Origin of the sequence: Pelomonas sp. BJYL3 (assembly GCF_027257975.1) — a bacterium.
GTDB lineage: Bacteria > Pseudomonadota > Gammaproteobacteria > Burkholderiales > Burkholderiaceae_C > Roseateles_B > Roseateles_B flavus.
The window spans coordinates 830818-853419 of record NZ_JANZKX010000002.1 but is presented as its reverse complement, the minus strand read 5'-3'; the positions used below and the strand labels follow the sequence as shown (position 1 = coordinate 853419).

The following is a 22602-nucleotide window of genomic DNA, read 5'->3' as shown; positions in this document are numbered from 1 at the left end:
TTCTTCGCAGCATCAGCCCTCATCCTTGCGGAGCGCACCATGAAGCTGCAGATCACGCCCCACCGTGGACACCGCCTGAGCACCGCGCTCAAGGTCCTGGCCCTCGTCGCCCTGGTCTGGGGCGTGGCCTACCCGGCCCTGCTGTGGGGCCTGCAGCAAGCCCTGCCCGTGGCCTGAGGGCCCGGCCCGACACCTCCATCGCCCAGGAGTTTCGCGATGTCCTACCGCCCGCTTCCCATCGTCGCCCAGCACCGCCCCGCCGCCTGGCGTTCGCTGCTGCTGTGGGCCCTGCTGACCGCATTGGCCATCGCCGGCTTCTCCATGCTGAGGCAGCTGGAGGGGGACGCGGACATCGTCCAGGCCCCCACCGCCCAGCGCCAGGCCTGAGCCGGACTCAGGCCTGGCCGAAGGGGTCGTCCAGGGACTTCATCGGCGGCGTGAACCAGCGCGGGCCCTGGGCCGTCATGTACATGTGGTCCTCATGGCGCACGCCGAACTCGCCGGGGCAGACGATCATGGGCTCGTTGCTGAAGCACATGCCCACGTCCAGCGGCGTCAGCTCGCCCTCGACCATGTAGGGCCACTCGTGGATGTCCAGCCCGCAGCCGTGGCCGGTGCGGTGCGGCAGCCCCGGCAGGCGGTAGCCCGGGCCCAGGCCCGCGGCCTCCAGCACGCGGCGCGCGGCGCGGTCCACCTCCTGGCAGGGCCGGCCCAGCTGGGCGGCCTCGAAGGCGGCCGCCTGCGCGGCCTGCTCCAGGTTCCAGATCTCGCGCTGGCGTGTCGTGGGCGTGCCGAAGACATAGCTGCGGGTGATGTCGGACATATAGCCCTCGACCAGGCAGCCGGTGTCGATCAGCACCATATCGCCCTCGCGCAGCAGCTGCGGCTCCTTCACGCCGTGCGGGAAGGAGGAGGCCACGCCGAAGAGCACGATCTTGAAGTAGGAGCCATTGGCGCCGACGCGGCGGTGCGCCTCGTCGATGAAGGCCGCCACCTCCGTGGTGGAGATGCCCTCGTGCAGGATGCTGGCCGCGGCCCGCTGCACCACCAGGGTCATGTCATGGGCCCGCTGCATCAGGGCCAGCTCCGCCGCTGACTTGCGCATGCGGCAAGCCGCCGTCAGCGGGCGGGCATTGATCCACTGCAGCTCCGGCGCCGCCTGGCGCAGGCCGTCGGACACGAAGAAGGGGCAGTCCTCGGACAGGCCCACGCGCTCGCCGCTGCGGACACCCAGCTCGCGCAGCACTTGGGCCATCAGCGCATAGGGGCTCTCGTGCTCCTGCCAGAGGTGCATCTCGCCGGGCAGCAGCCAGTAGTCGCGCAGGGTGCCTTCCTCGAAGGCCGGCGCCAGGTACTGCAGCGGGCCCTCGGCCAGCACCAGGGCGCCCACCAGGCGCTCGCTGGGCGGCCAGACCAGGCCGCTGAAGTAGCGCAGATTGGTGCCGGCATGCAGGTAGACCGCCACCACGCCGGCCTCGCGCATCAGGCCCTGCAGCTTGCGCAGCCGCGCCTCGTATTCCTCGACCGCAATGGGCTGCACGCCCGCCGTCATGCGGGCAAGCCCCGCCAGTGCCTGCGCCTGAGACTGCCCGCCAACGCCGATTGCCTTCATGGTCCATCCGCCATTCATTAAATATATTTACAGAATACCATCTTCATGAGCAGAAGGCAGCCGGGCCTGTCACCGCTGCTTGCAATTTCCCTCCGCGCGGGGGATGGGCCGGGACCCGCGCTCGCCCCTATCGTGCCTCCCGCGCCAATCCGGCGCCTTCTTCATGAGCCCCCTGACCATGCGTCGTGCCCTGACCGCCTGCCTGCTGCCCCTGGCCCTTTTGCTGAGCTCGATGCCGAGCCGGGCGCTGGAGGTCTCACCCGTCAAGGGCTACCAAGTCAAGTTCGACAAGACGAAGGCCATGGAAGTGCACAAGGTCTGGGCCGTCTGCGGCAACAGCTATTGCGGGTCGACACCGGCCGGCAAGCACGCAGACATCGAACTCACCGGGCGCGTCCGCGAACTCAACATCTTCGCCAATGACAAGGCTCAGGTCGTGGGCTCCGAGATCGTGGCCCGCGAGTACGCCGAGGTGGCCAAACGCCGGGGCGGCCAGCTCATCAACCAGGCCAAGGGCTCCAGCGGCCCCTTCATCTACCGCTTCGGTCGACCCGATGGCGGCAATGACTGGCTGGTGCTGAAGGACAACTTCGAGGGCTACTACACGCTGGTCGTCGTCCAGGAAGCCGAGCGCGAGAACACCGTCACCATTTCAGCCAAGGACATGGCCAATGCGCTGAAGGCGGAAGGCGACGTGGCGCTCTACATCGAGTTCGAGACCGCGAAGGCTGAGCTTCTGCCGGCGGGCCAAGGCGTGGTGAAGGAGATCGTCACCCTGCTGCGCGACGAGCCGCAGCTGAAGCTCTCCATCGAAGGTCACACGGACAACACCGGCAATGCCGCCGAGAACCAGCGCCTGTCCCAGGCCCGCGCCGAGGCGGTGATGAAGGCCGTGGTCGCCCAGGGCATCGACGCCAAGCGCCTGAGCGCCGTGGGCCATGGCCAGACCTATCCGATCGCGGACAACCGCAAGGACGCCGGCCGGGCCAAGAACCGCCGCGTGGAGCTGGTCAGGAAGGGCTGAGCCAGGCCCCTGGCGCGGCGCTCAGAGCAGGCCGCGCGTCTGCGCCATCAGGCGGGTCAGCCCCAGCATGGCATCGATGCTGGGCGTGGCCTGGCCCATGTGCTGGCCGATCTCGCGGACCACGGTCACCAGGGCGTCGAGCTCGATCTTGCGGCCCGCCTCCACGTCCTGCAGCATGGAGGTCTTGAAGGCGCCCAGCTTGCGCGTCACCTCGTGACGCTGCTCGGGCGTCTGGCCCACGGGGCAGCCGATGGCGTCTCCGATGGCCGAGGCCTCGCGCATCACGGCGCTCACGAATCCCCGCACCAGCTCGTCGTCCAGGATGCGGTCGCAGGTCGCGCCGGTCAGGGCCGAGATGGGGTTCATGGTCATGTTGCCCCAGAGCTTGTACCAGATGTCCTTCTGGATGCGCGGAGACACCGTGGCGTTGAAGCCGGCGCGCTGGAACAGGGCGGCCCACTCGGCAATGTGCGCGGGCTCGCCGCCGGCCGGATCGCCCAGGATCAGGCCCATGCCCATCACATGCTTCACGAGCCCGGGCTCCGGCGTGGCGCAGCTGGCATGCACGACGGAGCCGATCACGCGCTGCGCCGGAATCAGGGCGGCCACGCGACCGCCCGGGTCCACGGCCTGCAGCTGCAGGCCCTTGCAAGGGCCCTCCAGCTGCTGGAAGAACCACCAGGGCACGCCGTTCATGGCCACCAGCACGCGGGTTTCCGGGCCCAGCAGGCGCTCCACCAGGGGCGCCACCTCGGCCAGGGCCGGGCCCTTGACGGCCAGCACGATCAGGTCCTGCGGGCCCAGGTCCTCGGGGCGCTCGGAGGCGTTCACCGGCACGGTCACGCGCTGCGGCGTGCCGTCGATGACGGTGTCCATGCGCAGGCCCTGCGCGCGCAAGGCGGCCAGGGTGGCGCCGCGGGCCACGGCGCTGAGCTGCACCTCGCCGCCCAGGCGGTGGCCCAGATGCCCCGCCACCCAGCCGCCGATGGCGCCCATGCCCACAATGCAGATCTTCTTCATTTCTCTTCCTACTGCCGGAATGCTGCGCGCAGTCTACGCGCGGGCCGCGGCGCCGCCCCTGGGACGAGACGGCCGCCCCCTGGGATGAACCGCCTTGGCAAGACCTGGCACGCTGCTATCGTGGCCGCCCATGACGGACCCCGTGCCCCTGACGCTCCCCCGCCGCTTCTGGTGGATCTACGCCTGCCTCCTGACCGGGGTCGCCCTCTTCTTTGCCGTGGCCGAGCTGCAGCACTACCTGCGCAATGGCGGCCGGCATGCCTGGGAGCCTTTCCTGTGGGAGTTCAGCTCCGTGCTGGTCGTGGCCGGGCTCCTGCCGCTCATCTTCCGCTGGCACCGGGCCAGCCTGGGCCGCGGTCTGGGTGCGCTGATCGCCCGCCATGCGCTGGGCTATGCGGTCTACACCGTGCTGCACGTCGTGGGCATGTTCGGCCTGCGCTTCGCCGTCTACGCGCTGACCTCGGTGGACTACGAGCCCGGCAACGCCTGGCAGGTACTGGGCTACGAGGCGGCCAAGGACCTGGTCTTCTACGTCACCAATGTGCTGCTGTGCCAGGCCCTGTGGGTGCACCTGCGCGGCCAGCAGACGGCGCTGGAGATGGCCCGCATGCGCACCGAGCTGGCCCAGGCCCAGCTGGCGCGCCTGGCCGAGCAGCTGCAACCGCACTTCCTCTTCAACAGCCTCAACCTGATCGCCTCGGTGATGTACGAGGACGTGGGCCGCGCCGACCGCCTGCTGTGCCAGCTCTCGGACCTGCTGCGCGCCTCGCTCTCGGCCCAGCAGCGCGGCTGGCAGACCCTGGCCGAGGAGATGGCCCTGATCCAGCCCTACCTGGCCCTCATGCAGGCCCGCTTCGGCGAGCGCCTGCAGGTGCACATCGAGCTGGCGCCGGGCACCGAGACCTGGCCCCTGCCGGCGCTGCTGCTGCTGAACCCGGTGGAGAACGCCGTCAAGCATGACGTGGCGCTGAGCCGCGGTGCCGTCGAGGTCGCGCTGCGCAGCCAGGCGGTGGACGGCGGCCTGCAGGTGGAGATCCGCAACAGCGGCGTCAGCGCCGAGCAGGTGGAGCGCGCCGGCGGCCTGGGCCTGAGCAATCTGCGCGAGCGCATGCGCATGGCCTATGGCGAGGAGGCCCAGCTCTGGATCGGCCCCGACCAGGGCGGCACGCTGCTGCGCCTGTGGCTGCCCCGGCGGGAGGCGCTGGCATGAAGCTGCTGATCGTTGACGACGAGCCGCCGGCCCGCGCCCGCCTGCGCCGCCTGCTGGCCGAGCACCCGCAGGTGCAGTGGATCGGCGAGGCGGGCGATGGCGAGGAGGCGCTGGAACAGCTGCGCCGCCACCCCGACATCCAGGCCCTGATCCTGGACATCCAGATGCCCGGCCAGAGCGGCCTGGACCTGGCCCTGCAGCTGCCCGAGCAGCTGCCGGTGATCTTCTGCACGGCCTTCGACCAGCATGCGGTCCAGGCCTTCGACCTGCATGCGGTGGACTACCTGCTCAAGCCCTGCAGCCCCGAGCGCCTGGCCACAGCCCTGCAACGCCTGCAGGGGCGGCTCAACCCGGCCCAGCCGGCGGCGGCCAGTGCGCGCGGTGGCCTGATCGCGGCCCTGCAGCAGCTGCAGCCGGCGTCCGGCCACTGGCTGGTGCAGCGCCAGGGCAAGCTGCTCAAGCTGCCGCTGGCCGAGCTGCAGTGGGTGTCCGCGGCGGACAACTACATCGAGCTGCACGCCCCGCCCCACAGCTATCTGGAGCGGCGCACGCTCAGCGCCTTCCTGGAGCATCCGGCGGTGGCCGGCCAGTTCCTGCGCATTCACCGCAGCCATGCGGTCAACCCCGCTCACATCGACAGCATCGAGGCCCTGCCGCATGGGGAGGCGCTGCTGACCCTGCGCGGGGGCCAGCAGCTGCGGGTTTCGCGCAACTACCGCGATCAGCTGCGCGGCTGAGCGGCGGCGGCGCCGCCTTCCAGCTCGCGCGCCTTGAGCGCCGTCATCAGGCCCAGCAGGGTGGAGAAGGCATTGCCGCCTTCGGCCCCGCCGCCCAGCTGGATCTGCGGCACCAGGGGCACGCGGGCGGTCTCGAAGGCCTCGGCCAGGCGCAGCATGACGGTCTGCATCAGCTGCTTGTCGGCGCCCTCACCTTCCAGCGCCTCGGAGCGTGCGCGGATGGCCGAGCCCTCGGCCTCGCCCACGCTGCGGATGGCGGCGGCGCGGCCCTGGCCCTCGGCCTCCTGGCGGTAGCGCTCGCCCTGCGCGAGGGCCTCGATCTCCTGGCGGCGCTTCTCGGCGGCCTTCACCGCGGCGGCGCCGTGGTTCTCCTTGATGGAGATGTCCACCAGCGAGGCCGTCAGCTCCGCCTGCTTCTCGGCACGCTTCTCGGCCTCGTTCAGCTCGCGCTGCTTGTTGGCCGCGATCTCCTTCTGCGCGAAGGTCTCGACCTGCTCGCGGGCGATCTGGCGGTCACGCAGCTGGGCCATGATGGCCTCGATCTTGTGGTCGCCGGGCTGCGGGCGCGGCGTCCCGATCAGCACCTCCTGGAACTCCAGCGAGTAGGCCAGGAAGCGCTCGCGCATGTCCCGCGAGGCATTGGTCTGCAGCTCCGAACGCGACTGGATCAGCTGGATGAAGGTGTGCGTCTGCGAGACGTTCTTGAAGTAGCTGGACACCATCGGGTCCAGCGTCTGCTCCACCAGCTGCTTCACGTTGCCGAAGCGCTGCACCACCATCGGCGCCTTGCGGTAGTCGATGTGCACCACCACGGACAGCGGCAGCTGCGGCTCGAAGGCGTCCTTGGTGATCAGCGTGATCTCGCGCAGGTTGGAGTCGAAGCTGGAGCCGCTCTCGCCGCTCTGCCACATCAGCACGAAGTTGGTCGTGGGCACCAGCTCGATCTTGCCGGCGTAGGTGTTGAAGGCGTACTTGCCGGGCATCAGCGGCTCGCGCCAGACGCCGCGGCAACCCGCGTTCACCAGCTCGCCATGGCTGTACTCGCTGCCCGAGACGTCCTCGCCCCGCGCGCCGGTATAGGACACCACCACGCCCACATAGCCCACGGGGATGATGGTCTTGGCGATGAACTCCACCGTCGCGAAGAGGCGGTTGATGTAGTAGGTGCCTTCCACCAGCACGCGCTCCTGGCGGCCGCGGCGGCCCCCGGCGGCCAGGAAGCGCTCGGGCTCCTGGAAGCTGTTGTGGGCATCGCCCACGTCGGGGGCCAGCAACTCGTCGCGCGATAGCGCCGGGCCGTCCTGCACCGTCACCACGGCCAGCTGGTCGGAGTCATGGCTGCCGCTCTTTTCCTTGATGACGACCGGCGAGAAGGCGTTGCGCTCCTCGAGCAGGCCGCGCATGCGCTCGTAGTAGCTGCGCTCATGCGCGTCCATATTGAGCGCGTAGGTGGCCTCCTCGGTCATCACGACGAACAGCGCCGGGTTGATCACGTGCGTACCCTCGCGCAGCACCTTGCGCTGCGGGCCCTTCTGGCCGCCGAGCTTCAGGAAGCTGCGCACGTCCAGGAAGTCGCTGACCGCGGCATTGCTGGCCAGGGTCTGGCCGGCCGGCAGGTCCAGGCCGTCGCGGGCGAAGACATAGCCGATCTTGCCCTGCGTCACCGAGACCATGGGATGGATGTGCACCCGGTACTGGAAGGGCGTGAAGAAATGGAAGCCGCCGCGGCGCAGCTCGGGCTGGAAGCCGGCCTCGCCCTGCAGCGCCAGCAGGCCGGCCTGCACCGAGCCGCTGGCACTCCAGAGCTTCTCGACCACGCCGACGCGGTCATTGGGGATGTAGCGCACCATGCCGGCCGCGTACAGCAGCAGCACGATGAAGCCGATGCCGCCGAAGCCCAGCAGCAGGGACAGCAGTACGGGGGGCAGTTCAAACCAGGACATGGATTCCTCCTCTTTCTTTTCCCTGGCGGCAGACCCTCGGCCTGCGTCGCCAGGGCCTGTTTGTCCCTCCGCGGTCATCAGGAACGCATAAGGGCGGCCGCGGCGCGTGCAGCTCACCCCAGGCCGCCCACCACTCGCCCCACAGTCGGTGGCGAGGCGCCCTGCGCAACGGATGATCGCGTCCATGAACACCGCCCCCCACTCCCGCCTTCTCTTCATCGACTGGTTGCGCATCGCCGCCTTCGCGCTGCTGATCCCCTACCACGTGGGCATGTACTACGTGAGCTGGGGCTGGCACGTGAAGAATCCGGTGATCCACGAGTCCATCGAGCCCCTCATGCTGCTGAGCAACCCCTGGCGCATGGGCCTGCTCTTCCTGATCGGCGGCGTGGCCGCCAGCCAGCTGATGGGCAAGCTGCAGAGCCGCTGGAAGTTCGTTCGTGAACGCAGCAGCCGCCTGCTGTGGCCCCTGCTCTTCGGCATGGCCGTGGTCGTGCCCATCCAGCCCTATCTGGAGGTGGTGCAGAAGCTGGGCTACGCGGGCAGCTACCTGGACTTCCTGGGCCTCTACTTCAAGGCCTACCACGGCTTCTGCGAGAGCGGCGGCAAATGCCTGGACCTGCCCACCTGGAACCACCTCTGGTTCCTGCCCTACCTGTGGATCTACTGTCTGCTGGGGGCGATGCTGGCCAAGCCCCTGGCCCGCGGGGGTCAGGTCTTGCAGCACGGCCTGCAGGGCCCGCGCGGCGGCCTGTGGCTGGCGGGCCTGTGCCTGCCCCTGATGGCCGCCCGCTGCTTCTACGGCCTCTTCCCCGTCACCCACAACCTCACCTGGGACTGGTACAACCACATGGTCTCGCTGTGGCTCTTCCTGGTCGGCTGGATGGCGGCCTCCCAGGCCCCGGCGCTGTGGACCTGGGCCGAGCGCCTGCGCTGGCCGGCCCTGGCGGTCTTCCTGGCGGGCTGGCTGGGCTTCGGCCTCTACATCCGGCACTACGTCGACCACGACCCCTCGCAGTTCGTGCTCTACACCCAACGCCTGCTGTACGGCCTGAAGCAAGGCGCGGCCCTGCTGGCCGTGCTGGGCTTCGGCAAGCGCCACCTGGACCGTGATCACCGCTGGCGCGCCGGCCTGAGCGCCGCCGTCTTCTGCGCCTACGTGCTGCACCAGAGCGTGATCGTGGGCCTGACGCCCCTGCTGGAGCCGCTGCAGCTGCCGGACAGCCTGGAGGCCCTGCTGCTGATCGGCCTGACCTTCCTGGCCTGCGCCGTGGTCTACCGGCTGGCAAGACCTGTCCCCGGCCTGCGTCGCCTGCTGGGCATCGCCGCGCCCAAGACCCCAGGCCGGCAGGCTGCTCCGCGCGAGGCCACAATGGCACTCTCCCAAGCCTCTACCGCCCAGCAGCCATGAAGTACCTGCACACCATGGTCCGCGTCACCGACCTGGACCAGTCCCTGAAGTTCTACCGCGACGCCCTGGGCCTGCGCGAGGTGCGCCGCACCGAGCACGAGGCCGGCCGCTTCACCCTGGTCTACCTGGCCGCTCCGGGCGACGCCGACGGCCCCTTCCAGCCCCAGGTGGAGCTGACCTACAACTGGCCCGCCCCCGACGGCACGGCCGAGACCTACACCGGCGGCCGCAACTTCGGCCACCTGGCCTTTGGCGTGGACGACATCTACGCCGCCTGCCAGCGCCTGGCGGACCACGGCGTGACGATTTCCCGCCCGCCCCGGGACGGCCGCATGGCCTTCGTGCGATCCCCCGACAACATCTCCGTCGAGTTGCTGCAGAATGGACCCGCCCTGGCTCCTGCCGAGCCCTGGGTGTCCATGCCCAACACCGGCAGCTGGTGATCCACCGGGGCCGGCGCAGCAGCTTCGAAGGAGTGTCATGCCGGCCCGCTTCCACCGCCCTTCCTCCCTTGCCGCCACCGCCCTGCTGGCCCTGCTGATCGCGGGACCGGCGCAGGCGCAGGGCAAGCTGCTCCTCACGGGCGGCGTCAGCAGCATCGACGGCGCGGCCGGCGGCGGCCTCACGCCCTGGGCCCTCATCGGCAGCTATGCCGCGCCGGGCGAGTTCGGTGCCACCGCCTTCGCCACGCGGGTCCACACCCAGGACTACGGCCTGACGGTCTATGGCGCGGCCCTGGGCCTGCACGACCGCTTCGAGCTGTCCCTCGCCCGCCAGGACTTCAGCACCGGCCCCACCGGCACCGCCCTGGGCCTGCCGGGCCTGCACCTGAAGCAGGACATCTTCGGCGCCAAATGGCGCATCGCCGGCGACGCCATCCTGGACAGCGACCGCTGGATGCCCCAGCTGAGCCTGGGCCTGGAGCACAAGCGCAGCCATGCGGGCGATCTCGCCCCCACGCTGGCCAGCCTGGGCGCCCGCGCCAATGACACCGAGCTCTACCTCAGCGCCACCAAGCTGCTGCTGCGCCAGAGCACCCTGCTGAACCTGACGCTGCGCGCCACGCGGGCCAACCAGAACGGCCTGCTGGGCTTCGGCGGCACGGCCAGCAGCCGCTTCAGCCTGCGGCCGGAGCTGTCCATGGCCTACCTCGTCAACCGGCGGCTGGCCGTGGGGGTGGAGTACCGGGCCAAGCCGGACAAGCTCAACCCTTCGGCCCTGGGCGCGGGCCTGGCCGAGCAGGACTGGAAGGACCTGTTCATCGCCTGGGCGCCGAGCAAGCAGTTCTCGCTGACCGCCGCCTATGTGGACCTGGGCGCCATCGTGCCCGGCGTCGTGCCGCGCCGGCAGACCGGGCTCTACCTCTCGGCCCAGATCGCCTACTAGCTCAGGGACTGAGCCACCGTCAACAGGCCACCATCAACAGGGATGCCGCCGCATGAAAGCCCTTGCCCCTCTCGCCCTGGCCCTGCTGTGCGCCCTGCAGGCCATGCCCGCGCGCGCCGACGACAGCCTCTACACCCAGCTGGGCGGCAAGCCCGCGCTGGAGGCGGTGGTCGACGGCCTGCTGCAGCGCGCCACGCAGGACGCCCGCATCAAGGACTTCTTCAAGGAGACCAACCTCAAGTACCTGCGCACCCAGCTGGTGGACCAGCTGTGCGCGGTGACCGGCGGGCCCTGCCGCTACGAGGGCGAGACCATGAAGAACGCGCACGCGGCCATGGGCCTGAACCAGGCCCATTTCAATGCCCTGGTCGAGGACCTGCAGGATGCGATGGACGCCGCCGGCGTGCCCTTCGCCACGCAGGGCCGTCTGCTGGCCCTGCTGGCGCCCATGCACCGGGACATCGTCACCCGTTGAGCGCACCACAGCCTGTCACGGCCGGCCGGAGGCCTCAGCGCGATTGCCGGGCGGCGGCGGCGCCGTCGTCCTTGATGTGCTTGAGGAAGTAGCGCAGGTAGAAGGCGCCCATGCCCAGGGTGATGGTCAGCACGGTCAGGCTCATCAGGCCCACGTCGCTGGTGAACAGCAGCTCGAATGCTTTCATGGTGGAGTCCGGAGGTCGTTGTTGGAACCTTCATTGAAGGCCTCAGCCGGGGCGCTGTCCTTGCCCTGGCGCAAACGCAGGGCGGCCCGTGGCGGCCGGCCCGGCCGGGCTCTGCGCTGGCTCAAGTCCGGCGCCGCCCTGCTGCTGGCGACCGCGCTGCAGCCGGCCCCCGCCGAACCCTGGGAGCGCCGCCCGGTGCCTGTGCCCAGCCTGGCCGAGGTCGAGCAGGCCTACCGGCGCCACGTGGCGGCGAGCAACGCCGAGATCCTCGAGGAACTGGGGCCGGCACAGGCGCGCCCGCACCTGGTGCGCATCGCGTCGCTGGAAGCCGTGCGCTGTGAATTCCACTCGGGGCGCAGCCATCTGTGCCGCATCATCGTGAGCATCGAGGCCAATGGCCGCGTCGGCCCGCGCCGGGCCGGTGACGCCCTGATGACCCCGGACGACGCAGCCGGCTGGAAGCTGCGCCTGGTGCGCAGACCGCGCTAGCCCGGCGCGGCCAGCAGGCGGTCCCCGGGCTGCAGCTCGCAGGCCGCCTGCGGCGCGAAGCCGCCCTCGCGCTGGATCAGCCCCTCGGCCGACTCGCAGAGGTCGACCCGGCGTGCCGCGGGAAAGCGCTGCAGCAGCCAGTCCATGAGGCCCTGCGGCAGGCTGATGCGCTGGCGCGCGGCGGCCAGGTCTTCATCCGGATGCTCGGCCAGATGAAGCCAGGGGCTGAGAGCCGCCACCCACAGCCAGGGCCGGCCGGGCAGCTGCAGCACGGTGCCGGCATAGCCCTGCTCGCGCAGCCAGGCCTGGGCCTCGGCGCGGTCGCCGGCCCCGCCCCAGGCCGCGGCCAGCAGCTCGGCCAGCCACTGGTTGCAGTTCTGGTAGCGCAGGCCGTAGACATAGGCATTGGCACTGTAGGCGGGATGCAGCAGGTCCAGGGCACGGGCGTTGTCCAGGGCCAGCGCATGCAAGGCGGCGCTGGCCTCGGGCGGAAGCAGCAGCAGCGCCATGAAGCCCTGCTGGGGCCGCTGGCTGCCGCGCACGAAGGCGGCCAGGCCCTGGTCGAACAGACGGGGGCGGCCGCTGTCGCAGTCGAAATAGAGCTGACGCACGGCCCAGGGGCCGGCGGGGTTGTCGCGCAGGGCCAGGCCGGCGTGGGAGTAGCGCTGGCCCCAGCGGCGCAGGTCCAGGCCATCGCGGGCGACGAGGGCCAGGTCTTGCCCGCCGGCCTCCATCAGCTCGCGCAGGGCGGCGCTGAAGCGCAGGGCCCGTGCCTGCTCGGCCGCAGTGGCCTCCCGCTCGCGGGCGCAGAGCAGTTCCGTACCCGCCCGGCTCGCCAGCGGTGCCAGCAGGCCCACCAGGAGCGCCAGGGCCGGCAGGCCGCGGCGCCAGGCCGGGTTCACAGCGTCACGGCCCGGCGCTGGAATTCATGGCGCCAGCCCTCTTCCAGGGCCAGGAAGAAGGGCTCCCGGGCGCCCACGCGGGCAAAGGCCAGGCCATAGGCGGGCGTGCTCACGGCGATGCGGTCCCCGCTGCGCAGGGCCTCGCGCTCGCGCAGGGCGGCCGGCAGCAGCAGGCTGAAGCGGCCCCCCTCGCCTTCCATCTGGACGCGCTCCAGGCCGGGGCGGTCCTCCAGAGCGGCGATCTCGACCACGCGGTACTCGCCCGCCGCCACCTGGCGGCCGGTCGAGCTGTTGCTGGAGCCCTGGATGGAGTCGGACACGCTGCCCGCCGACCGCGAGCCGCTGTCCAGGACGGAGGACACCGAGCTGCTGTCCGCCAGAGCCACCAGGGGCGAGGCGGCCAGGCCGGCAAGGGTCAGGACGGCGAGGAGGGAAAGCAGCTTGGACATGAGGGTCAGGCAGGCGAAGGAGGGAGAACTCCGGATGCCGGCCAGCATAGCGCCTGCGCGCTCAGGAGGCCGCGAGCGGGGTCTCGTCGGAGGCGAACTGCCAGCAGTTGCGGCCCGCGGCCTTGGCAGCGTACATGGCCAGGTCGGCCGCCCGCATGAGCCCCTCCACGGTGCGGCCATGCTGGGGAAAGCGGGCGATGCCCACGGACACGCCCACCACCACGCTCTGCCCCGCCAGCACCATGGGCTGGCTGACCGCCTCGATCAGGCGCCCGGCCACCAGCTCCAGCTCCTGGGGTCCCGCGGCCTGGTCCAGCAGCAGCACGAACTCGTCGCCGCCCAGGCGGGCCAGGGTGTCGGTGTCCCGCACCAGGGTGCTCATGCGCGCGGCCACCTGGCGCAGCAGGGCGTCACCCTGGGCGTGGCCCACGCTGTCGTTGACGGCCTTGAAGCCGTCCAGGTCCATGTACATGAGGGCCAGCTCGCGGCGCTCGCGGTGCGTCTGGCCCAGCAGGCGGCCCAGGCGTTCCATCAGCAGGCTGCGGTTGGCCAGGCCGGTCAGCGCGTCATGGAAGGCCAGGTGCTGCAGGCGCTCGTCGCGGCGCCGCTGCTCGGTGCCGTCGCTGAAGACGTGCAGCTGGCGCTCCTCGGCCCCGGTGAGGGGATCGCCGGGGATGACGCTCAGGTCCAGCCACTGCAGGAAGGCCTCGCCACTCTTGCGGCGGCGCCACAGCTCGCCCTGCCAGTGGCCCTGGGTGCGCAAGGCCTCGCGGGCCTGGGCCTCCAGCGCCCGGTCGTCGCGGCCCAGCACATCGGCGGAGCGCCCCATCACGTCCGCGGGCTCGAAGCCGGTGATGGCCGTGAAGGCCGGGTTGACCGACAGGATCAGGCCCTGGGCGTCCGTCACCATCACGGCGTCCACCGTGGCGCTGAAGACCGAGGCCGCCAGCTGCAGCTCACGCTGCGCGGTCTTGAGGCTGCTGACGTCGCTGGCCACGGCGAAGATGCCGCGCACCTCGCCGCGGGCGTCGGTGTCGGGCACGTAGTGGACCAGCATCTGGCCCAGGCGCCCGTCCGGCCGGCGGATGCTGCGCTCGAAGGTCTGCACCTGCCCGGCGAGCACGCCCTCGAGGTAGGGGCGCGTGCGCTCGTAGGCCTCGGGTCCCAGGACGTCAGGCACGCTCAGCCGCAGCATGTCCTCGCGGCTTCGGCCGTACCACTCCTCGAAGGAGCGGCTGGCGAAGCGGCAGCTGAGGTCGCGTCGCCAGTAGGCCACCAGGCCGGGCACGGCATCGGTGATGTTGCGCAGCAGGCGGGCGTTCTCCAGCGCCTCCTGGGCAGCGGCGCGCGCCTGGTCGCGGGCCTGCACCAGCTGGGCCTCGAAGACGCGCCGCTCAGTAATGTCCTCCACCATGCCCACGAAGCCGAGGGGCTCGCCGCGCAGGCTCTGCAGCTCCTGGGCCCGGCTGCGCACATGGCGGACCTCGCCACCGGGCCAGACCACGCGGTAGATCTCGTCGAATGGCTCCTTGCCCCCCTGGCTGCGCTGCGAGGCCTGGCGCACGCGCTCGCGGTCCTCGGGGTGGATGCGCGACAGCCAGGTCTCGTGGCTCACCTGGGCCGGTGCGATCTGGTAGATCTGACGCCACTGCTCGTTGGTGTAGCCCGACTGCCCACCGCGGTCCACCTGGAAGACGCCCACGGGCACGCAGTCGCTGAGGCTGCGGAAGCGCTCGGCGCTGAGGGCCAGGGCCTGGGCCGCCTCCTCGCGGGCGGTGATGTCGCGGATGAACTCGGTGACCCCGATCTCGCCGCCGTCGAGGTCATGCTCGGCCACCAGGGTCACGGAGACCAGCAGGCGCTGCCCGTCCAGGCGCAGCCGCTCGCTCTCGTGGCTCAGAGCCTCGCCGGCGGACAGGGCCTGGCGGTTGTTCTGCTCGCGGGCCTGGAAGGACTCCGGCACCAGGGAGGCGTGCGAACGACCCAGCAGCTGCAGCGGCGCCGCGCCGAAGAGCCGCTCGGCCGCGGCATTGGCCCGGCGGATGAGGCCTTGCGTGTCGATGCTGAGGATGGCGTCGGCGCTGTGCTGCAGCAGGGCGGCCGCCCGCGAGGCCTCGGCCATGGCGTGGCGCTCGATGCGCAGGGCGCGACGCCCCTCCAGCATCTGGCTGGCAGCCAGGGCAAGCTGCTGCAGGACCTCGCGCTGCTGATCGTCGAGCTGGCGGGGCTCGCGGTCGATCACGCACAGCGTGCCCACGTGCTCGCCGCCGCTGAGCCTCAGCGGCGCCCCGGCGTAGAAGCGGATGTGGGGCGCGGCCAGCACCAGCGGGCTGTCGGCGAAGCGCGGATCCAGCCGGGCGTCGGGCACCTCGAACACGGTCTCGCCCAGCACGGCATGGGCACAGAAGGCCGTCTCGCGCGGGGCCTCGTCCAGGCCCGTCAGACCAAGCTGGGCCTTGAACCACTGGCGCTGCGCATCGATCAGGCTGATCGCCGACACCGGCACGCCGCAGACCAGGGCGGCCGTGCGGACCAGGGCGTCGAACTCCGGCTCGGGCGGGCTGTCCAGCACCTGCAGGGCGCGCAGGGCGGCCAGGGCCCGGTCCTCGTCCGATCGAAGAGGGGCGGGAATCATGGCCCGATCATCGGTCATGACCACGCCCGCTTGAAAGAGCCTCCGCACCCTCCCCCGCGGGCGGGGGGCGTGCAGGCTTCACGGCCGGGGCCCTTGCGTCAGGGCTTGGCGGCGTCCGGCCAGATCGTCTGCAGCAGCTGGGCCAGGCGGGCGCCGGCGCGCGCCAGCTGCTGGCGGACCTGAGCCTGGCTGCGCGCCTCGTAGTCGGCGGGCAGGGTCACGACCCAGCGCGAGCCGCGCAGGCTGGACTGGCGCTCGCCGAACTGCAGGCCGGCGTACGCGGTCTCGGCCTCGACCATGGTCTCGCTGGCCCACAGGGCCGACCACTGGGCGGGATCGGCGGCCATGGCCGGCACCTGGCGGGCGGCGGCCGGCAGGGCCGCCAGCTGCTCGGGGCTCAGCTTGCCCGGGGCGTTGTCCCAGTAGGCATGCAGATTGCCGCCCGGGCCGGTGGGGCTCATCACGGCCAGGGCGTTGCCTCCCACGGTGCGGGCCTGCGGGTCGTCGCCCTGAACGTCGGGATCGCGCCGCTGCCCCTTCTCGTCGAGGTAGACCGAGCCCACGTGCAGGGGCTGGTGGACGTCGCCCAGGTCATGGACCAGCAGGGCCAGGGCCTCGCGCTCGGTCTGCAGGGCGAAGGGGCCCGGCACGGTGCCCCCGGCCAGACGCTGGCGGGCGGCCTCGAGCGCGTAGACGATGTCGTGGTCGCTGGTGCCCACCGAGCCCGGCCTGTAGCGGCCGCGCTCCAGGGCGGGGTTGGTGTAGTGGTACTGCTTGTGGCAGCTCTCCTCGCCGGGCTTGGGTCCGCAGCCCTCGTTGTTGCGCTTGACGTAGTCGCGCATGAGGGCCTCTTCCTCGGGCTTGTTCTCGAAGGGGGCGCACTCGGGGTAGCGGCCGGTGACGGTGTAGCGGAAGTCCTTGGCCGGGTCGATGCCCTTGACGCAATCGGGCCAGACGGCGATGTCGTGCAGGCTCACCCCGCCGAGGATGCGGTGGACCTCGCGCTCGGCCCGCGTGCCCTTGATCAGCTGGGCGGCGATGTCACCGACGGCCGAGTGGCCCGTGGCGCCCCAGGCGTGGGCGACCTGCTGGGGACCGACGGCCAGGGCGAGGGCCGCGAAGGCGGTCGCCACGGTGGACAGGGCATTCGGATGACGGGACGGTGCGTACGGCATGGCGGGACTTCCTTGACTGCTTTGACTGCTGACCGCCCCCAACCTGCCACGGCGTGCCAGGCCCCCCGAGGGGGTCAGGGAAACTTGGGCGGTCCGGCGTTTCCTTGAGGGGCGATTCTCGACCAAGTCCATGCCTGCGCCAGGGGTGGATCCCCGGGGCGGCCGATGGCGTGGCGCAGGACGCACAATGCGCCATCCTTCTTTCATCCAGAGTACGCGCCCATGAGCTACATGCTGCTGATCCTCGAACCCCACGGCCAGCGGGCCGATCGCGGCCGGGACGCCGGCGAGCAGGTCTACGAGCGCATGCTGCAGTTCGGTGCCGAGCTGCAGTCCCGCGGCCAGCTGCTGGCCAGCCAGTCGCTGTCGGGCCGCAGCAGCCGCGTGCAGAAGCGCGACGGCAGCCTGAGCATCACCGACGGCCCCTTTGCCGAGAGCAAGGAACTGGTCGGCGGCTTCTTCCTGCTGGATGTGCCCACGCGTGAGGCCGCGCTGGAGATCGCCGCGCGCTGCCCGGCGGCGGAGTGGGCCACGATCGAGGTGCGCGGCGTGGGCCCCTGCTTCGAGGACGCCCTCTGACGGCTGCGCCAGAAAAATTGCTGGCCCGCTGTCGAAATGCGTGGACCGCCTTCGTCGTACAGGCATGAGGCCGCATGGGGCGGCCCGCCACAGGAGACGGACATGCGATTCATGATCATGGTGCGCGCCACCGCGCAGAGCGAGACCGGCGGCACGCCGGACCCCCAGGTGATGCTGGACATGGCGGCCTATCACGAGGCGCTCTCCCGCGCCGGCGTGCTGCTGGACGCCGCGGGCCTCAAGCCCAGCAGCGCCGGCTGGCGCATCGAGCACGGACCCGAGGGCAGCCGCCTGCTGGACGGGCCCTTCACCGAGTCCAAGGAGCTGATCGCCGGCTACACCCTCATCCAGGTGCGCAGCCGCGACGAAGCCCTGGAATGGGCGCGCCGCTTCCCGGCACCCTTCGGCGAGGGGCAGGCAGGCTGCATCGAGGTCCGGCCCCTCTATGACCTGGACGACTTCGCCGAGCTGGAAGGCATCCAGCGCTTCAAGGCCCTGGAAGCGGAGCGCCAGGGAGGCCAGGCATGATCAAGATCATCGGACTCATCGTCCTGCTGCTGCTGGCCGGCGTGCTCGTGGCTGCGGCCTTCCGGCCCGACCATTTCCGCGTCGAGCGCCGCCTGCGCATCCAGGCCCCGGCCGATACCGTCTACGGCCTGATCCAGGACCTGCACCAGTTCAACCGCTGGAACCCCTGGCTGCGCAAGGAGCCGGGCGCCCAGGGCGAGTACAGCGGCCCGGCCGCCGGCATCGGCGCCCGCTACGGCTGGCAGGGCAAGGAGCTGGGCCAGGGCAGCATGGAGATCACCGGCCTGCAGCCCGGGCGCGAGGTGCGCCTGCGCCTGGACTTCATCAAGCCCTTCGAGGCCCACAACCAGGCCCTCTTCCAGATCCAGCCGCAGGCCGACGGCAGCAGCGAGCTGAGCTGGGCCATGGAAGGCCCCAGCACCTACCTCAGCAAGCTGATGGGCCTGATCTTCAACATGGACCGCATGGTCGGCACGGATTTCGAGCAGGGCCTGAAGAACCTGCAGCAGATCGCGGAACAACACTGAGAGGCCCCCGCATGCAGATCAAGTTCAGCCCCCTGCTGGTGCAGGACCAGGATGAGGCCCTGCGCTTCTACACGCAGCAGCTGGGCTTCGAGCCCTGCGCCGACATCCCCATGGGACCCTACCGCTTCCTCACCGTGCGCTCGCCCGAGGGCCTGGCCGGCGTGGAGCTGGTGCTGCAGCCCCTGGGCTTCGAGCCGGCTCGCGTCTACCAGCGTGCCCTCTATGAAGCCGGCATGCCCGCGGCCGCCTTCACCACCGCCGACATCGCGGCCGAGTACGAACGCCTGCGCGAGCGCGGCGTGCGCTTCCGCGAGCCGCCGCGTCCCATGGGCCCGATCATCGGCGCCCTGTTCGAGGACGGCTGCGGCAACCTCATCCACCTGGTCCAGCCGCTGGTGACACCAGAGAGCAAGACCTGACCCCAGGAGACCCTTCATGCATCGCCAGATCTTCGTCAACCTGCCCATCGCCGACATGGCGCGCTCCCGCGCCTTCTTCGAGGCCCTGGGCTACAGCTTCAATCCGCAGTTCAGCAACGAGCAGGGCGCCTGCCTGGTGCTGGGCGAGAACCTCTACGCCATGCTGCTGATCCATCCCTTCTTCCAGGGCTTCATCGACAAGCGCATCGCCGATGCCCGCGAGAGCACCGAGGTGCTGGTCTGCCTCTCCTGCGACAGCCGCGAGGAGGTCGACCAGCTGGTGGCCCGCGCCATCGCCGCGGGCGGCCGTGCGCCGCGCCCACCGCAGGACCACGGCTTCATGTACGGCCACAGCTTCGAGGACCTCGACGGCCATCTCTGGGAGCTGGTGCACATGGTGGATGCCAGCCAGGTGAACGCTTCGCAGGGCACCGCGACGTGAGCGAGGCGGCGGCGCTGACCTCGCGCATCGCGGCCATCTGGCGGCTGGAGTCGCCGGCCGTGATCGGGGCACTGCGCCGCCTGCTGCGCGACCTCGATGAAGCCGAGGAGATCGCCCAGGAAGCCCTGCTGGCCGCCCTGGAACACTGGCCGGGCGAGGGCGTGCCGGACAAGCCCGGCGCCTGGCTGATGACCACGGCCAAGCACCGCGCCCTGGACCGCCTCCGCCAGCGCCGCATGCAGGAACGCCACCACGAGGCCCTGGCCCAGGACATCGAGGCGCGCCAGGAGCATGTGGTGCCCGACCTCAGCGAGACCCTGGACGCCCGCCGCGCCGATGACATCGGCGACGACCTCCTGCGTCTGATCTTCACCGCCTGCCACCCCCTGCTCTCGCCCGAGGCGCGCGCCGCCCTGACCCTGCGCCTGCTGGGCGGCCTCAGCACGGCCGAGATCGCCCGCGCCTACCTGTGCCCCGAGCCCACGGTGGCCCAGCGCATCAGCCGCGCCAAGCGCACGCTCAGCGAGGCCCAGGTGCCCTTCGAGCTGCCCGGCCCCGCCGAGCGCCTGCAGCGCCTGGGCGCGGTGCTGGAGGTGGTCTACCTGATCTTCAACGAGGGCTATGCCGCCAGCTCCGGCAGCGACTGGCTGCGCAGCGACCTGATGGGCGAGGCCCAGCGCCTGGCCCGCCTGCTGGTCGCGCTGATGCCGCAGGAGCCGGAAGTGCTGGGCCTGATGAGCCTGCTCGAGATCCAGGCCTCGCGCCAGGCGGCGCGGCTGGACGCGCAAGGCGCGCCCGTGCTGCTGATGGACCAGGACCGCCGCCGCTGGGACAGCCTGCTGATCCGCCGCGGCCTGGCCGCGCTGGCCGCGGGCGAGGCGGCCTGCGCGGCCCTGGGCCAGGCGCCGGGCTACTACCTGCTGCAGGCGGGCATCGCGGCCTGCCATGCCCGCGCCACGCGGGCCGAGGACACGGACTGGTCCCTGATCCTGGCCCTCTACACCCGGCTGCTGGAGGGCTGGCCCTCGCCCGTCGTCGCGCTGAACCGTGCGGTGGCGCTGAGCCGGGCGCCCGAGGGCAGCGCGGCGGAAGCCCTGCTCCTGGTCGACGCCCTGGGCGCGCAGGCGGCCATGCAGCGCTACCCCTGGTGGCACAGCGTGCGCGGCGACCTGCTGCAGCGGCAGCGGCGCAGCGAGGAGGCCGCGGAGGCCTTCGAGCGGGCTGCGGCGCTGAGCCTCAATGAAAAAGAGCGCGCTCTGCTGACGCAGCGCGCGCTCGAAGCGAGGAGCAAGGACGAGAGAAAACAAGGACCGGCCCGCGGGCCGGCCGCGTGACTAGAGACTCAGGCTGAGGGCATAGCCGCCGGTCGCACCGGTGCTGCGCAGCACGCGCAGGTAGACGTTCACGTCCTTGCTGCCCGAGTTGGTGATCTGCAGCATCTGGGTGACGCCCGGCACGCCGGTGCTCAGCAGCAGCTGCGTGCCGCCGGCCGTGTAGGCCCCGAGGCCGAAGCCCGAGGCGCTGCCGGCGCTCAGCGTGACCTTGAGGGTCTTGCCGGCGGGGACGCTGTAGCGGTAGTAGTCGTTGTCGGTGTTGCTGGCGATGCTGCCGCTGATGGCCGCGCGGCTGGCGCTGATCACCTGGGCGGCACTGAGGCTGTCATTGGGCTCGGCTTCCTTGATGGAGACCGGCGCCGGCGCAGGGGTGGGCGTCGGCTCGGGGCTCGGGGCCGGGGCGGGCGCGGGGGCCGGCGCGGGTGCGGGTGCGGGCGCGGGGGCGCCACCCGAAGCCTGCGCCAGGGCCGCGTTCACGGCCGCGTTGGCGTCAACGAGGCCGGCGCCGCAGCCCGTGCAGGCCGCCGGGAAGGCGCGGGCGCTGCTCTTGAGCAGGCTGGCCACCTGGTCGGGCGTGAGGTTTCTGTTGGCCTGGAGCATCAGGGCCACGACCCCGCTGACCACCGGCGTGGCCATGGAGGTGCCCATCATGCCGGCATAGCTGTCGCTGCCCGGCGTGGTGGCGCCCGTGTTGTAGGTGGACAGGATGGCGCCGTTGCTGTCGCCCCCCGGCGCGGCCAGCGTCACCTTGCTGCCGAAGTTGGAGTAGGACGCCCGCGCGCCGGTCTTGCCGGTGGCCGCCACGGCGATCACACCGCTGCAGCTGGCCGGCGAGAAGTTCGCCGCGTCCTGGCCGCTGTTGCCCGCGGCCACCACGACCACGGCGCCCTTGGCCCGGGCGGTGTTGATGGCGTTCTGCGTGGTGATGTCGCAGCTGCCGGCACCGCCCAGCGAGAGGTTGATCACCTTCGCCGGATTGGCATTGACCGGCACGCCGCTGACGCTGCCACCGGCGGCCCAGACCATGGCATCGGCGATGTCCGAGGTGTAGCCGCCGCACTTGCCCAGGGCGCGCACCGGCAGCAGCCGGGCCTTGAAGGCCACGCCGCTCACGCCGATGCCATTGCTGCCCGTGGCGCCGACGATGCCGCTGACATGCGTGCCGTGCCAGGAGCTGTTGCGCGCGGCACTGCCCGAGCCGCAGGCACCCGCCGCGACGAAGTCGCCGGGGTCGCTGGCATCGGCGTCGCGCCCGCCGCCGTCACCGGCCACGGTGGTGTTCAGGATGAAGTCGTAGCCGGGCAGCAGGCGCGGGGCGAAGTCGGCATGGGGCCGTACGCCGGTGTCGATCACGGCCACGGTCACGCCTTCGCCGCTGGACTTGTTCCAGGCGTCGGGGGCGCGGATGCCGCCCACGGCGTCGAACAGGCTCCACTGCTGGGCGTACATCGGGTCGGTGGGCGTCAGCTGCGGCTGCAGCAGGCGGTCGGGCTCGACGTACTCGATATTGGCGTCACCACTGCGGAAGCTGGCGGCCAGGGCCTCGATGTCGCCCTTGCCCAGGCGACGGCTGAGCTTGAACACCTGGGCGCCGCTGGCCATCTGGCGCAGGTGGGTCAGCTGCACGCCATGGCGGTTGCTCGCGACCTGGGCGGCCAGGCGGGCGTTCTCGGTGGGGAAGGCGCCCTTGCCGGACTTGTACTTGACGATCAGGCGGTCCGTCTGGGCGGCCTGGACGATGAGGCCGTCAGGGCCGATCTGGGCAGCCTGGAAGGCGGCCTGGGAAGAACCGGCGCCGGCCAGCAGGGCCAGGACCAGGGCGGAGAACAGGGGTGAGTTCATGTGGTTTCGCCTCGGAGTGCATCCATCGAGGCCAGTTCCCTGCCGGGGCGGCGGGGCAGCTGGCAACCCCGCTACCGTGGCCGGCGCCTGAAGGGCGTCGGCTGTAGGCCGGAGGCTTTGCGTCCCGCGCTTTCGCGCGGTTTGCCGATCACGGGGGAATCCCGTAGGCGCAACAGTAGGCGCTGGCGGCGCCGCTGAAAAGCGCTGCCACGCAGGTCGCGCGGCTTCCTGCGACTTTGTGCGCGCCCGGTGCCCCTGGGCGCGACGAAACGGCGT

The 22602-nt window shown here is 71.2% G+C and carries 25 protein-coding genes and 1 riboswitch; of the genes, 16 read left to right on the top strand and 9 right to left on the bottom strand.

What is annotated here, in order from left to right:
• Positions 1–39: 39 nt before the first annotated feature.
• Both O9Y01_RS09330 and O9Y01_RS09325 read left to right on the top strand, forming a co-directional pair.
• Positions 40–177, top strand: coding sequence for a hypothetical protein (locus O9Y01_RS09330; RefSeq protein WP_269631308.1), 138 nt, complete (start codon positions 40–42; stop codon positions 175–177).
• Between the two features lie 39 nt (positions 178–216).
• A complete protein-coding gene (locus O9Y01_RS09325; RefSeq protein WP_269631306.1) occupies positions 217–387 on the top strand; it encodes a hypothetical protein in 171 nt (56 codons plus the stop codon).
• A 7-nt stretch (positions 388–394) separates the two neighbouring features.
• On the opposite strand, the gene O9Y01_RS09320 is transcribed toward O9Y01_RS09325, so the two are convergent.
• Positions 395–1612, bottom strand: a complete 1218-nt coding sequence (locus O9Y01_RS09320) for a M24 family metallopeptidase (protein ID WP_332108750.1) — start codon at positions 1610–1612, stop codon at positions 395–397.
• Positions 1613–1775: 163 nt separating this feature from the next.
• On the opposite strand from O9Y01_RS09320, the gene O9Y01_RS09315 reads away from it, so the two are divergent.
• Positions 1776–2636 carry an OmpA family protein gene (locus O9Y01_RS09315; protein WP_269631304.1) on the top strand — a complete coding sequence of 287 codons (861 nt, stop codon included), beginning with the start codon at positions 1776–1778 and terminating at the stop codon, positions 2634–2636.
• A gap of 21 nt (positions 2637–2657) precedes the next feature.
• Here O9Y01_RS09315 and O9Y01_RS09310 read toward each other — a convergent pair whose 3' ends face one another.
• Complete coding sequence (locus O9Y01_RS09310; RefSeq protein ID WP_269631303.1) at positions 2658–3656, bottom strand: 2-dehydropantoate 2-reductase; 999 nt, start codon at positions 3654–3656, stop codon at positions 2658–2660.
• 142 nt (positions 3657–3798) lie between these two features.
• Between O9Y01_RS09310 and O9Y01_RS09305 the strand changes: the two genes are divergently transcribed.
• Positions 3799–4866 carry a sensor histidine kinase gene (locus tag O9Y01_RS09305; RefSeq protein ID WP_269631301.1) on the top strand — a complete coding sequence of 356 codons (1068 nt, stop codon included), beginning with the start codon at positions 3799–3801 and terminating at the stop codon, positions 4864–4866.
• The gene (locus O9Y01_RS09300; protein WP_269631299.1) at positions 4863–5603 is read left to right on the top strand and encodes a LytR/AlgR family response regulator transcription factor; all 741 of its coding nucleotides are present in this window, start codon (positions 4863–4865) and stop codon (positions 5601–5603) included. Before O9Y01_RS09305 ends, O9Y01_RS09300 begins: the two co-directional genes overlap by 4 nt.
• Here the strand turns inward: O9Y01_RS09300 and O9Y01_RS09295 are convergent.
• Positions 5588–7546: an SPFH domain-containing protein gene (locus tag O9Y01_RS09295; RefSeq protein ID WP_269631298.1), complete on the bottom strand. Its 1959-nt coding sequence runs from the start codon at positions 7544–7546 to the stop codon at positions 5588–5590. The genes O9Y01_RS09300 and O9Y01_RS09295 overlap by 16 nt on opposite strands.
• A 184-nt stretch (positions 7547–7730) precedes the next feature.
• On the opposite strand from O9Y01_RS09295, the gene O9Y01_RS09290 reads away from it, so the two are divergent.
• From O9Y01_RS09290 to O9Y01_RS09275, 4 genes are read left to right on the top strand one after another with little or no spacing between them, the layout of a single operon-like run.
• Positions 7731–8957, top strand: coding sequence for an acyltransferase family protein (locus O9Y01_RS09290; RefSeq protein WP_269631297.1), 1227 nt, complete (start codon positions 7731–7733; stop codon positions 8955–8957).
• Positions 8954–9400, top strand: coding sequence for a VOC family protein (locus O9Y01_RS09285; protein WP_269631296.1), 447 nt, complete (start codon positions 8954–8956; stop codon positions 9398–9400). The genes O9Y01_RS09290 and O9Y01_RS09285 overlap by 4 nt, the downstream gene beginning before the upstream one ends.
• Positions 9401–9437: 37 nt before the next feature.
• Positions 9438–10343: a DUF3034 family protein gene (locus O9Y01_RS09280; protein WP_269631295.1), complete on the top strand. Its 906-nt coding sequence runs from the start codon at positions 9438–9440 to the stop codon at positions 10341–10343.
• 52 nt (positions 10344–10395) lie between these two features.
• Positions 10396–10818, top strand: a complete 423-nt coding sequence (locus O9Y01_RS09275) for a group I truncated hemoglobin (RefSeq protein WP_269631294.1) — start codon at positions 10396–10398, stop codon at positions 10816–10818.
• Between the two features lie 34 nt (positions 10819–10852).
• Here O9Y01_RS09275 and O9Y01_RS09270 read toward each other — a convergent pair whose 3' ends face one another.
• Positions 10853–11005, bottom strand: coding sequence for a DUF3149 domain-containing protein (locus O9Y01_RS09270; protein ID WP_269631293.1), 153 nt, complete (start codon positions 11003–11005; stop codon positions 10853–10855).
• Positions 11006–11038: 33 nt separating this feature from the next.
• Here O9Y01_RS09270 and O9Y01_RS09265 point away from each other — a divergent pair, with 33 nt between their 5' ends.
• Positions 11039–11494: a hypothetical protein gene (locus O9Y01_RS09265; RefSeq protein ID WP_269631292.1), complete on the top strand. Its 456-nt coding sequence runs from the start codon at positions 11039–11041 to the stop codon at positions 11492–11494.
• Here O9Y01_RS09265 and O9Y01_RS09260 read toward each other — a convergent pair.
• From O9Y01_RS09260 to O9Y01_RS09245, 4 genes are all read right to left on the bottom strand, one after another.
• Positions 11491–12396: a DUF2145 domain-containing protein gene (locus O9Y01_RS09260; protein ID WP_269631291.1), complete on the bottom strand. Its 906-nt coding sequence runs from the start codon at positions 12394–12396 to the stop codon at positions 11491–11493. The genes O9Y01_RS09265 and O9Y01_RS09260 overlap by 4 nt on opposite strands.
• The gene (locus O9Y01_RS09255; protein ID WP_269631290.1) at positions 12393–12845 is read right to left on the bottom strand and encodes a hypothetical protein; all 453 of its coding nucleotides are present in this window, start codon (positions 12843–12845) and stop codon (positions 12393–12395) included. Before O9Y01_RS09255 ends, O9Y01_RS09260 begins: the two co-directional genes overlap by 4 nt.
• A 61-nt stretch (positions 12846–12906) precedes the next feature.
• A complete protein-coding gene (locus O9Y01_RS09250) occupies positions 12907–15480 on the bottom strand; it encodes a sensor domain-containing diguanylate cyclase (RefSeq protein WP_269631289.1) in 2574 nt (857 codons plus the stop codon).
• A 98-nt stretch (positions 15481–15578) separates the two neighbouring features.
• Positions 15579–16655, bottom strand: a complete 1077-nt coding sequence (locus tag O9Y01_RS09245) for a S1/P1 nuclease (RefSeq protein WP_269631288.1) — start codon at positions 16653–16655, stop codon at positions 15579–15581.
• A gap of 222 nt (positions 16656–16877) precedes the next feature.
• Between O9Y01_RS09245 and O9Y01_RS09240 the strand changes: the two genes are divergently transcribed.
• From O9Y01_RS09240 to O9Y01_RS09215, 6 genes are all read left to right on the top strand, one after another.
• Positions 16878–17234: a YciI family protein gene (locus O9Y01_RS09240; RefSeq protein WP_269631287.1), complete on the top strand. Its 357-nt coding sequence runs from the start codon at positions 16878–16880 to the stop codon at positions 17232–17234.
• Between the two features lie 102 nt (positions 17235–17336).
• Positions 17337–17762 carry a YciI family protein gene (locus tag O9Y01_RS09235; RefSeq protein ID WP_269631286.1) on the top strand — a complete coding sequence of 142 codons (426 nt, stop codon included), beginning with the start codon at positions 17337–17339 and terminating at the stop codon, positions 17760–17762.
• A complete protein-coding gene (locus O9Y01_RS09230; RefSeq protein WP_269631285.1) occupies positions 17759–18289 on the top strand; it encodes an SRPBCC family protein in 531 nt (176 codons plus the stop codon). The genes O9Y01_RS09235 and O9Y01_RS09230 overlap by 4 nt, the downstream gene beginning before the upstream one ends.
• Positions 18290–18300: 11 nt before the next feature.
• The gene (locus tag O9Y01_RS09225) at positions 18301–18708 is read left to right on the top strand and encodes a VOC family protein (protein WP_269631284.1); all 408 of its coding nucleotides are present in this window, start codon (positions 18301–18303) and stop codon (positions 18706–18708) included.
• A 16-nt stretch (positions 18709–18724) separates the two neighbouring features.
• Complete coding sequence (locus tag O9Y01_RS09220; RefSeq protein ID WP_269631283.1) at positions 18725–19150, top strand: VOC family protein; 426 nt, start codon at positions 18725–18727, stop codon at positions 19148–19150.
• Entirely contained in the window at positions 19147–20484 is a 1338-nt protein-coding gene (locus O9Y01_RS09215; RefSeq protein ID WP_269631282.1) for an RNA polymerase sigma factor, read from the top strand. The genes O9Y01_RS09220 and O9Y01_RS09215 overlap by 4 nt, the downstream gene beginning before the upstream one ends.
• Here the strand turns inward: O9Y01_RS09215 and O9Y01_RS09210 are convergent, their stop codons facing one another.
• Positions 20485–22326 carry a S8 family peptidase gene (locus O9Y01_RS09210; protein ID WP_269631281.1) on the bottom strand — a complete coding sequence of 614 codons (1842 nt, stop codon included), beginning with the start codon at positions 22324–22326 and terminating at the stop codon, positions 20485–20487.
• A 58-nt stretch (positions 22327–22384) separates the two neighbouring features.
• Positions 22385–22482: riboswitch (cyclic di-GMP riboswitch) on the bottom strand.
• Positions 22483–22602 lie beyond the last annotated feature (120 nt).

Coding starts and splice junctions, on each gene's coding strand:
- O9Y01_RS09255 (WP_269631290.1), bottom strand. CDS start 12,845: ATGTCCAAGCTGCTTTCCCTCCTCGCCGTCCTGACCCTTGCCGGCCTG.
- O9Y01_RS09295 (WP_269631298.1), bottom strand. CDS start 7,546: ATGTCCTGGTTTGAACTGCCCCCCGTACTGCTGTCCCTGCTGCTGGGC.
- O9Y01_RS09225 (WP_269631284.1), top strand. CDS start 18,301: ATGCAGATCAAGTTCAGCCCCCTGCTGGTGCAGGACCAGGATGAGGCC.
- O9Y01_RS09275 (WP_269631294.1), top strand. CDS start 10,396: ATGAAAGCCCTTGCCCCTCTCGCCCTGGCCCTGCTGTGCGCCCTGCAG.
- O9Y01_RS09245 (WP_269631288.1), bottom strand. CDS start 16,655: ATGCCGTACGCACCGTCCCGTCATCCGAATGCCCTGTCCACCGTGGCG.
- O9Y01_RS09300 (WP_269631299.1), top strand. CDS start 4,863: ATGAAGCTGCTGATCGTTGACGACGAGCCGCCGGCCCGCGCCCGCCTG.
- O9Y01_RS09310 (WP_269631303.1), bottom strand. CDS start 3,656: ATGAAGAAGATCTGCATTGTGGGCATGGGCGCCATCGGCGGCTGGGTG.
- O9Y01_RS09240 (WP_269631287.1), top strand. CDS start 16,878: ATGAGCTACATGCTGCTGATCCTCGAACCCCACGGCCAGCGGGCCGAT.
- O9Y01_RS09280 (WP_269631295.1), top strand. CDS start 9,438: ATGCCGGCCCGCTTCCACCGCCCTTCCTCCCTTGCCGCCACCGCCCTG.
- O9Y01_RS09220 (WP_269631283.1), top strand. CDS start 18,725: ATGCATCGCCAGATCTTCGTCAACCTGCCCATCGCCGACATGGCGCGC.
- O9Y01_RS09210 (WP_269631281.1), bottom strand. CDS start 22,326: ATGAACTCACCCCTGTTCTCCGCCCTGGTCCTGGCCCTGCTGGCCGGC.
- O9Y01_RS09235 (WP_269631286.1), top strand. CDS start 17,337: ATGCGATTCATGATCATGGTGCGCGCCACCGCGCAGAGCGAGACCGGC.
- O9Y01_RS09230 (WP_269631285.1), top strand. CDS start 17,759: ATGATCAAGATCATCGGACTCATCGTCCTGCTGCTGCTGGCCGGCGTG.
- O9Y01_RS09290 (WP_269631297.1), top strand. CDS start 7,731: ATGAACACCGCCCCCCACTCCCGCCTTCTCTTCATCGACTGGTTGCGC.
- O9Y01_RS09270 (WP_269631293.1), bottom strand. CDS start 11,005: ATGAAAGCATTCGAGCTGCTGTTCACCAGCGACGTGGGCCTGATGAGC.
- O9Y01_RS09285 (WP_269631296.1), top strand. CDS start 8,954: ATGAAGTACCTGCACACCATGGTCCGCGTCACCGACCTGGACCAGTCC.
- O9Y01_RS09320 (WP_332108750.1), bottom strand. CDS start 1,612: ATGAAGGCAATCGGCGTTGGCGGGCAGTCTCAGGCGCAGGCACTGGCG.
- O9Y01_RS09315 (WP_269631304.1), top strand. CDS start 1,776: ATGAGCCCCCTGACCATGCGTCGTGCCCTGACCGCCTGCCTGCTGCCC.
- O9Y01_RS09250 (WP_269631289.1), bottom strand. CDS start 15,480: ATGATTCCCGCCCCTCTTCGATCGGACGAGGACCGGGCCCTGGCCGCC.
- O9Y01_RS09330 (WP_269631308.1), top strand. CDS start 40: ATGAAGCTGCAGATCACGCCCCACCGTGGACACCGCCTGAGCACCGCG.
- O9Y01_RS09325 (WP_269631306.1), top strand. CDS start 217: ATGTCCTACCGCCCGCTTCCCATCGTCGCCCAGCACCGCCCCGCCGCC.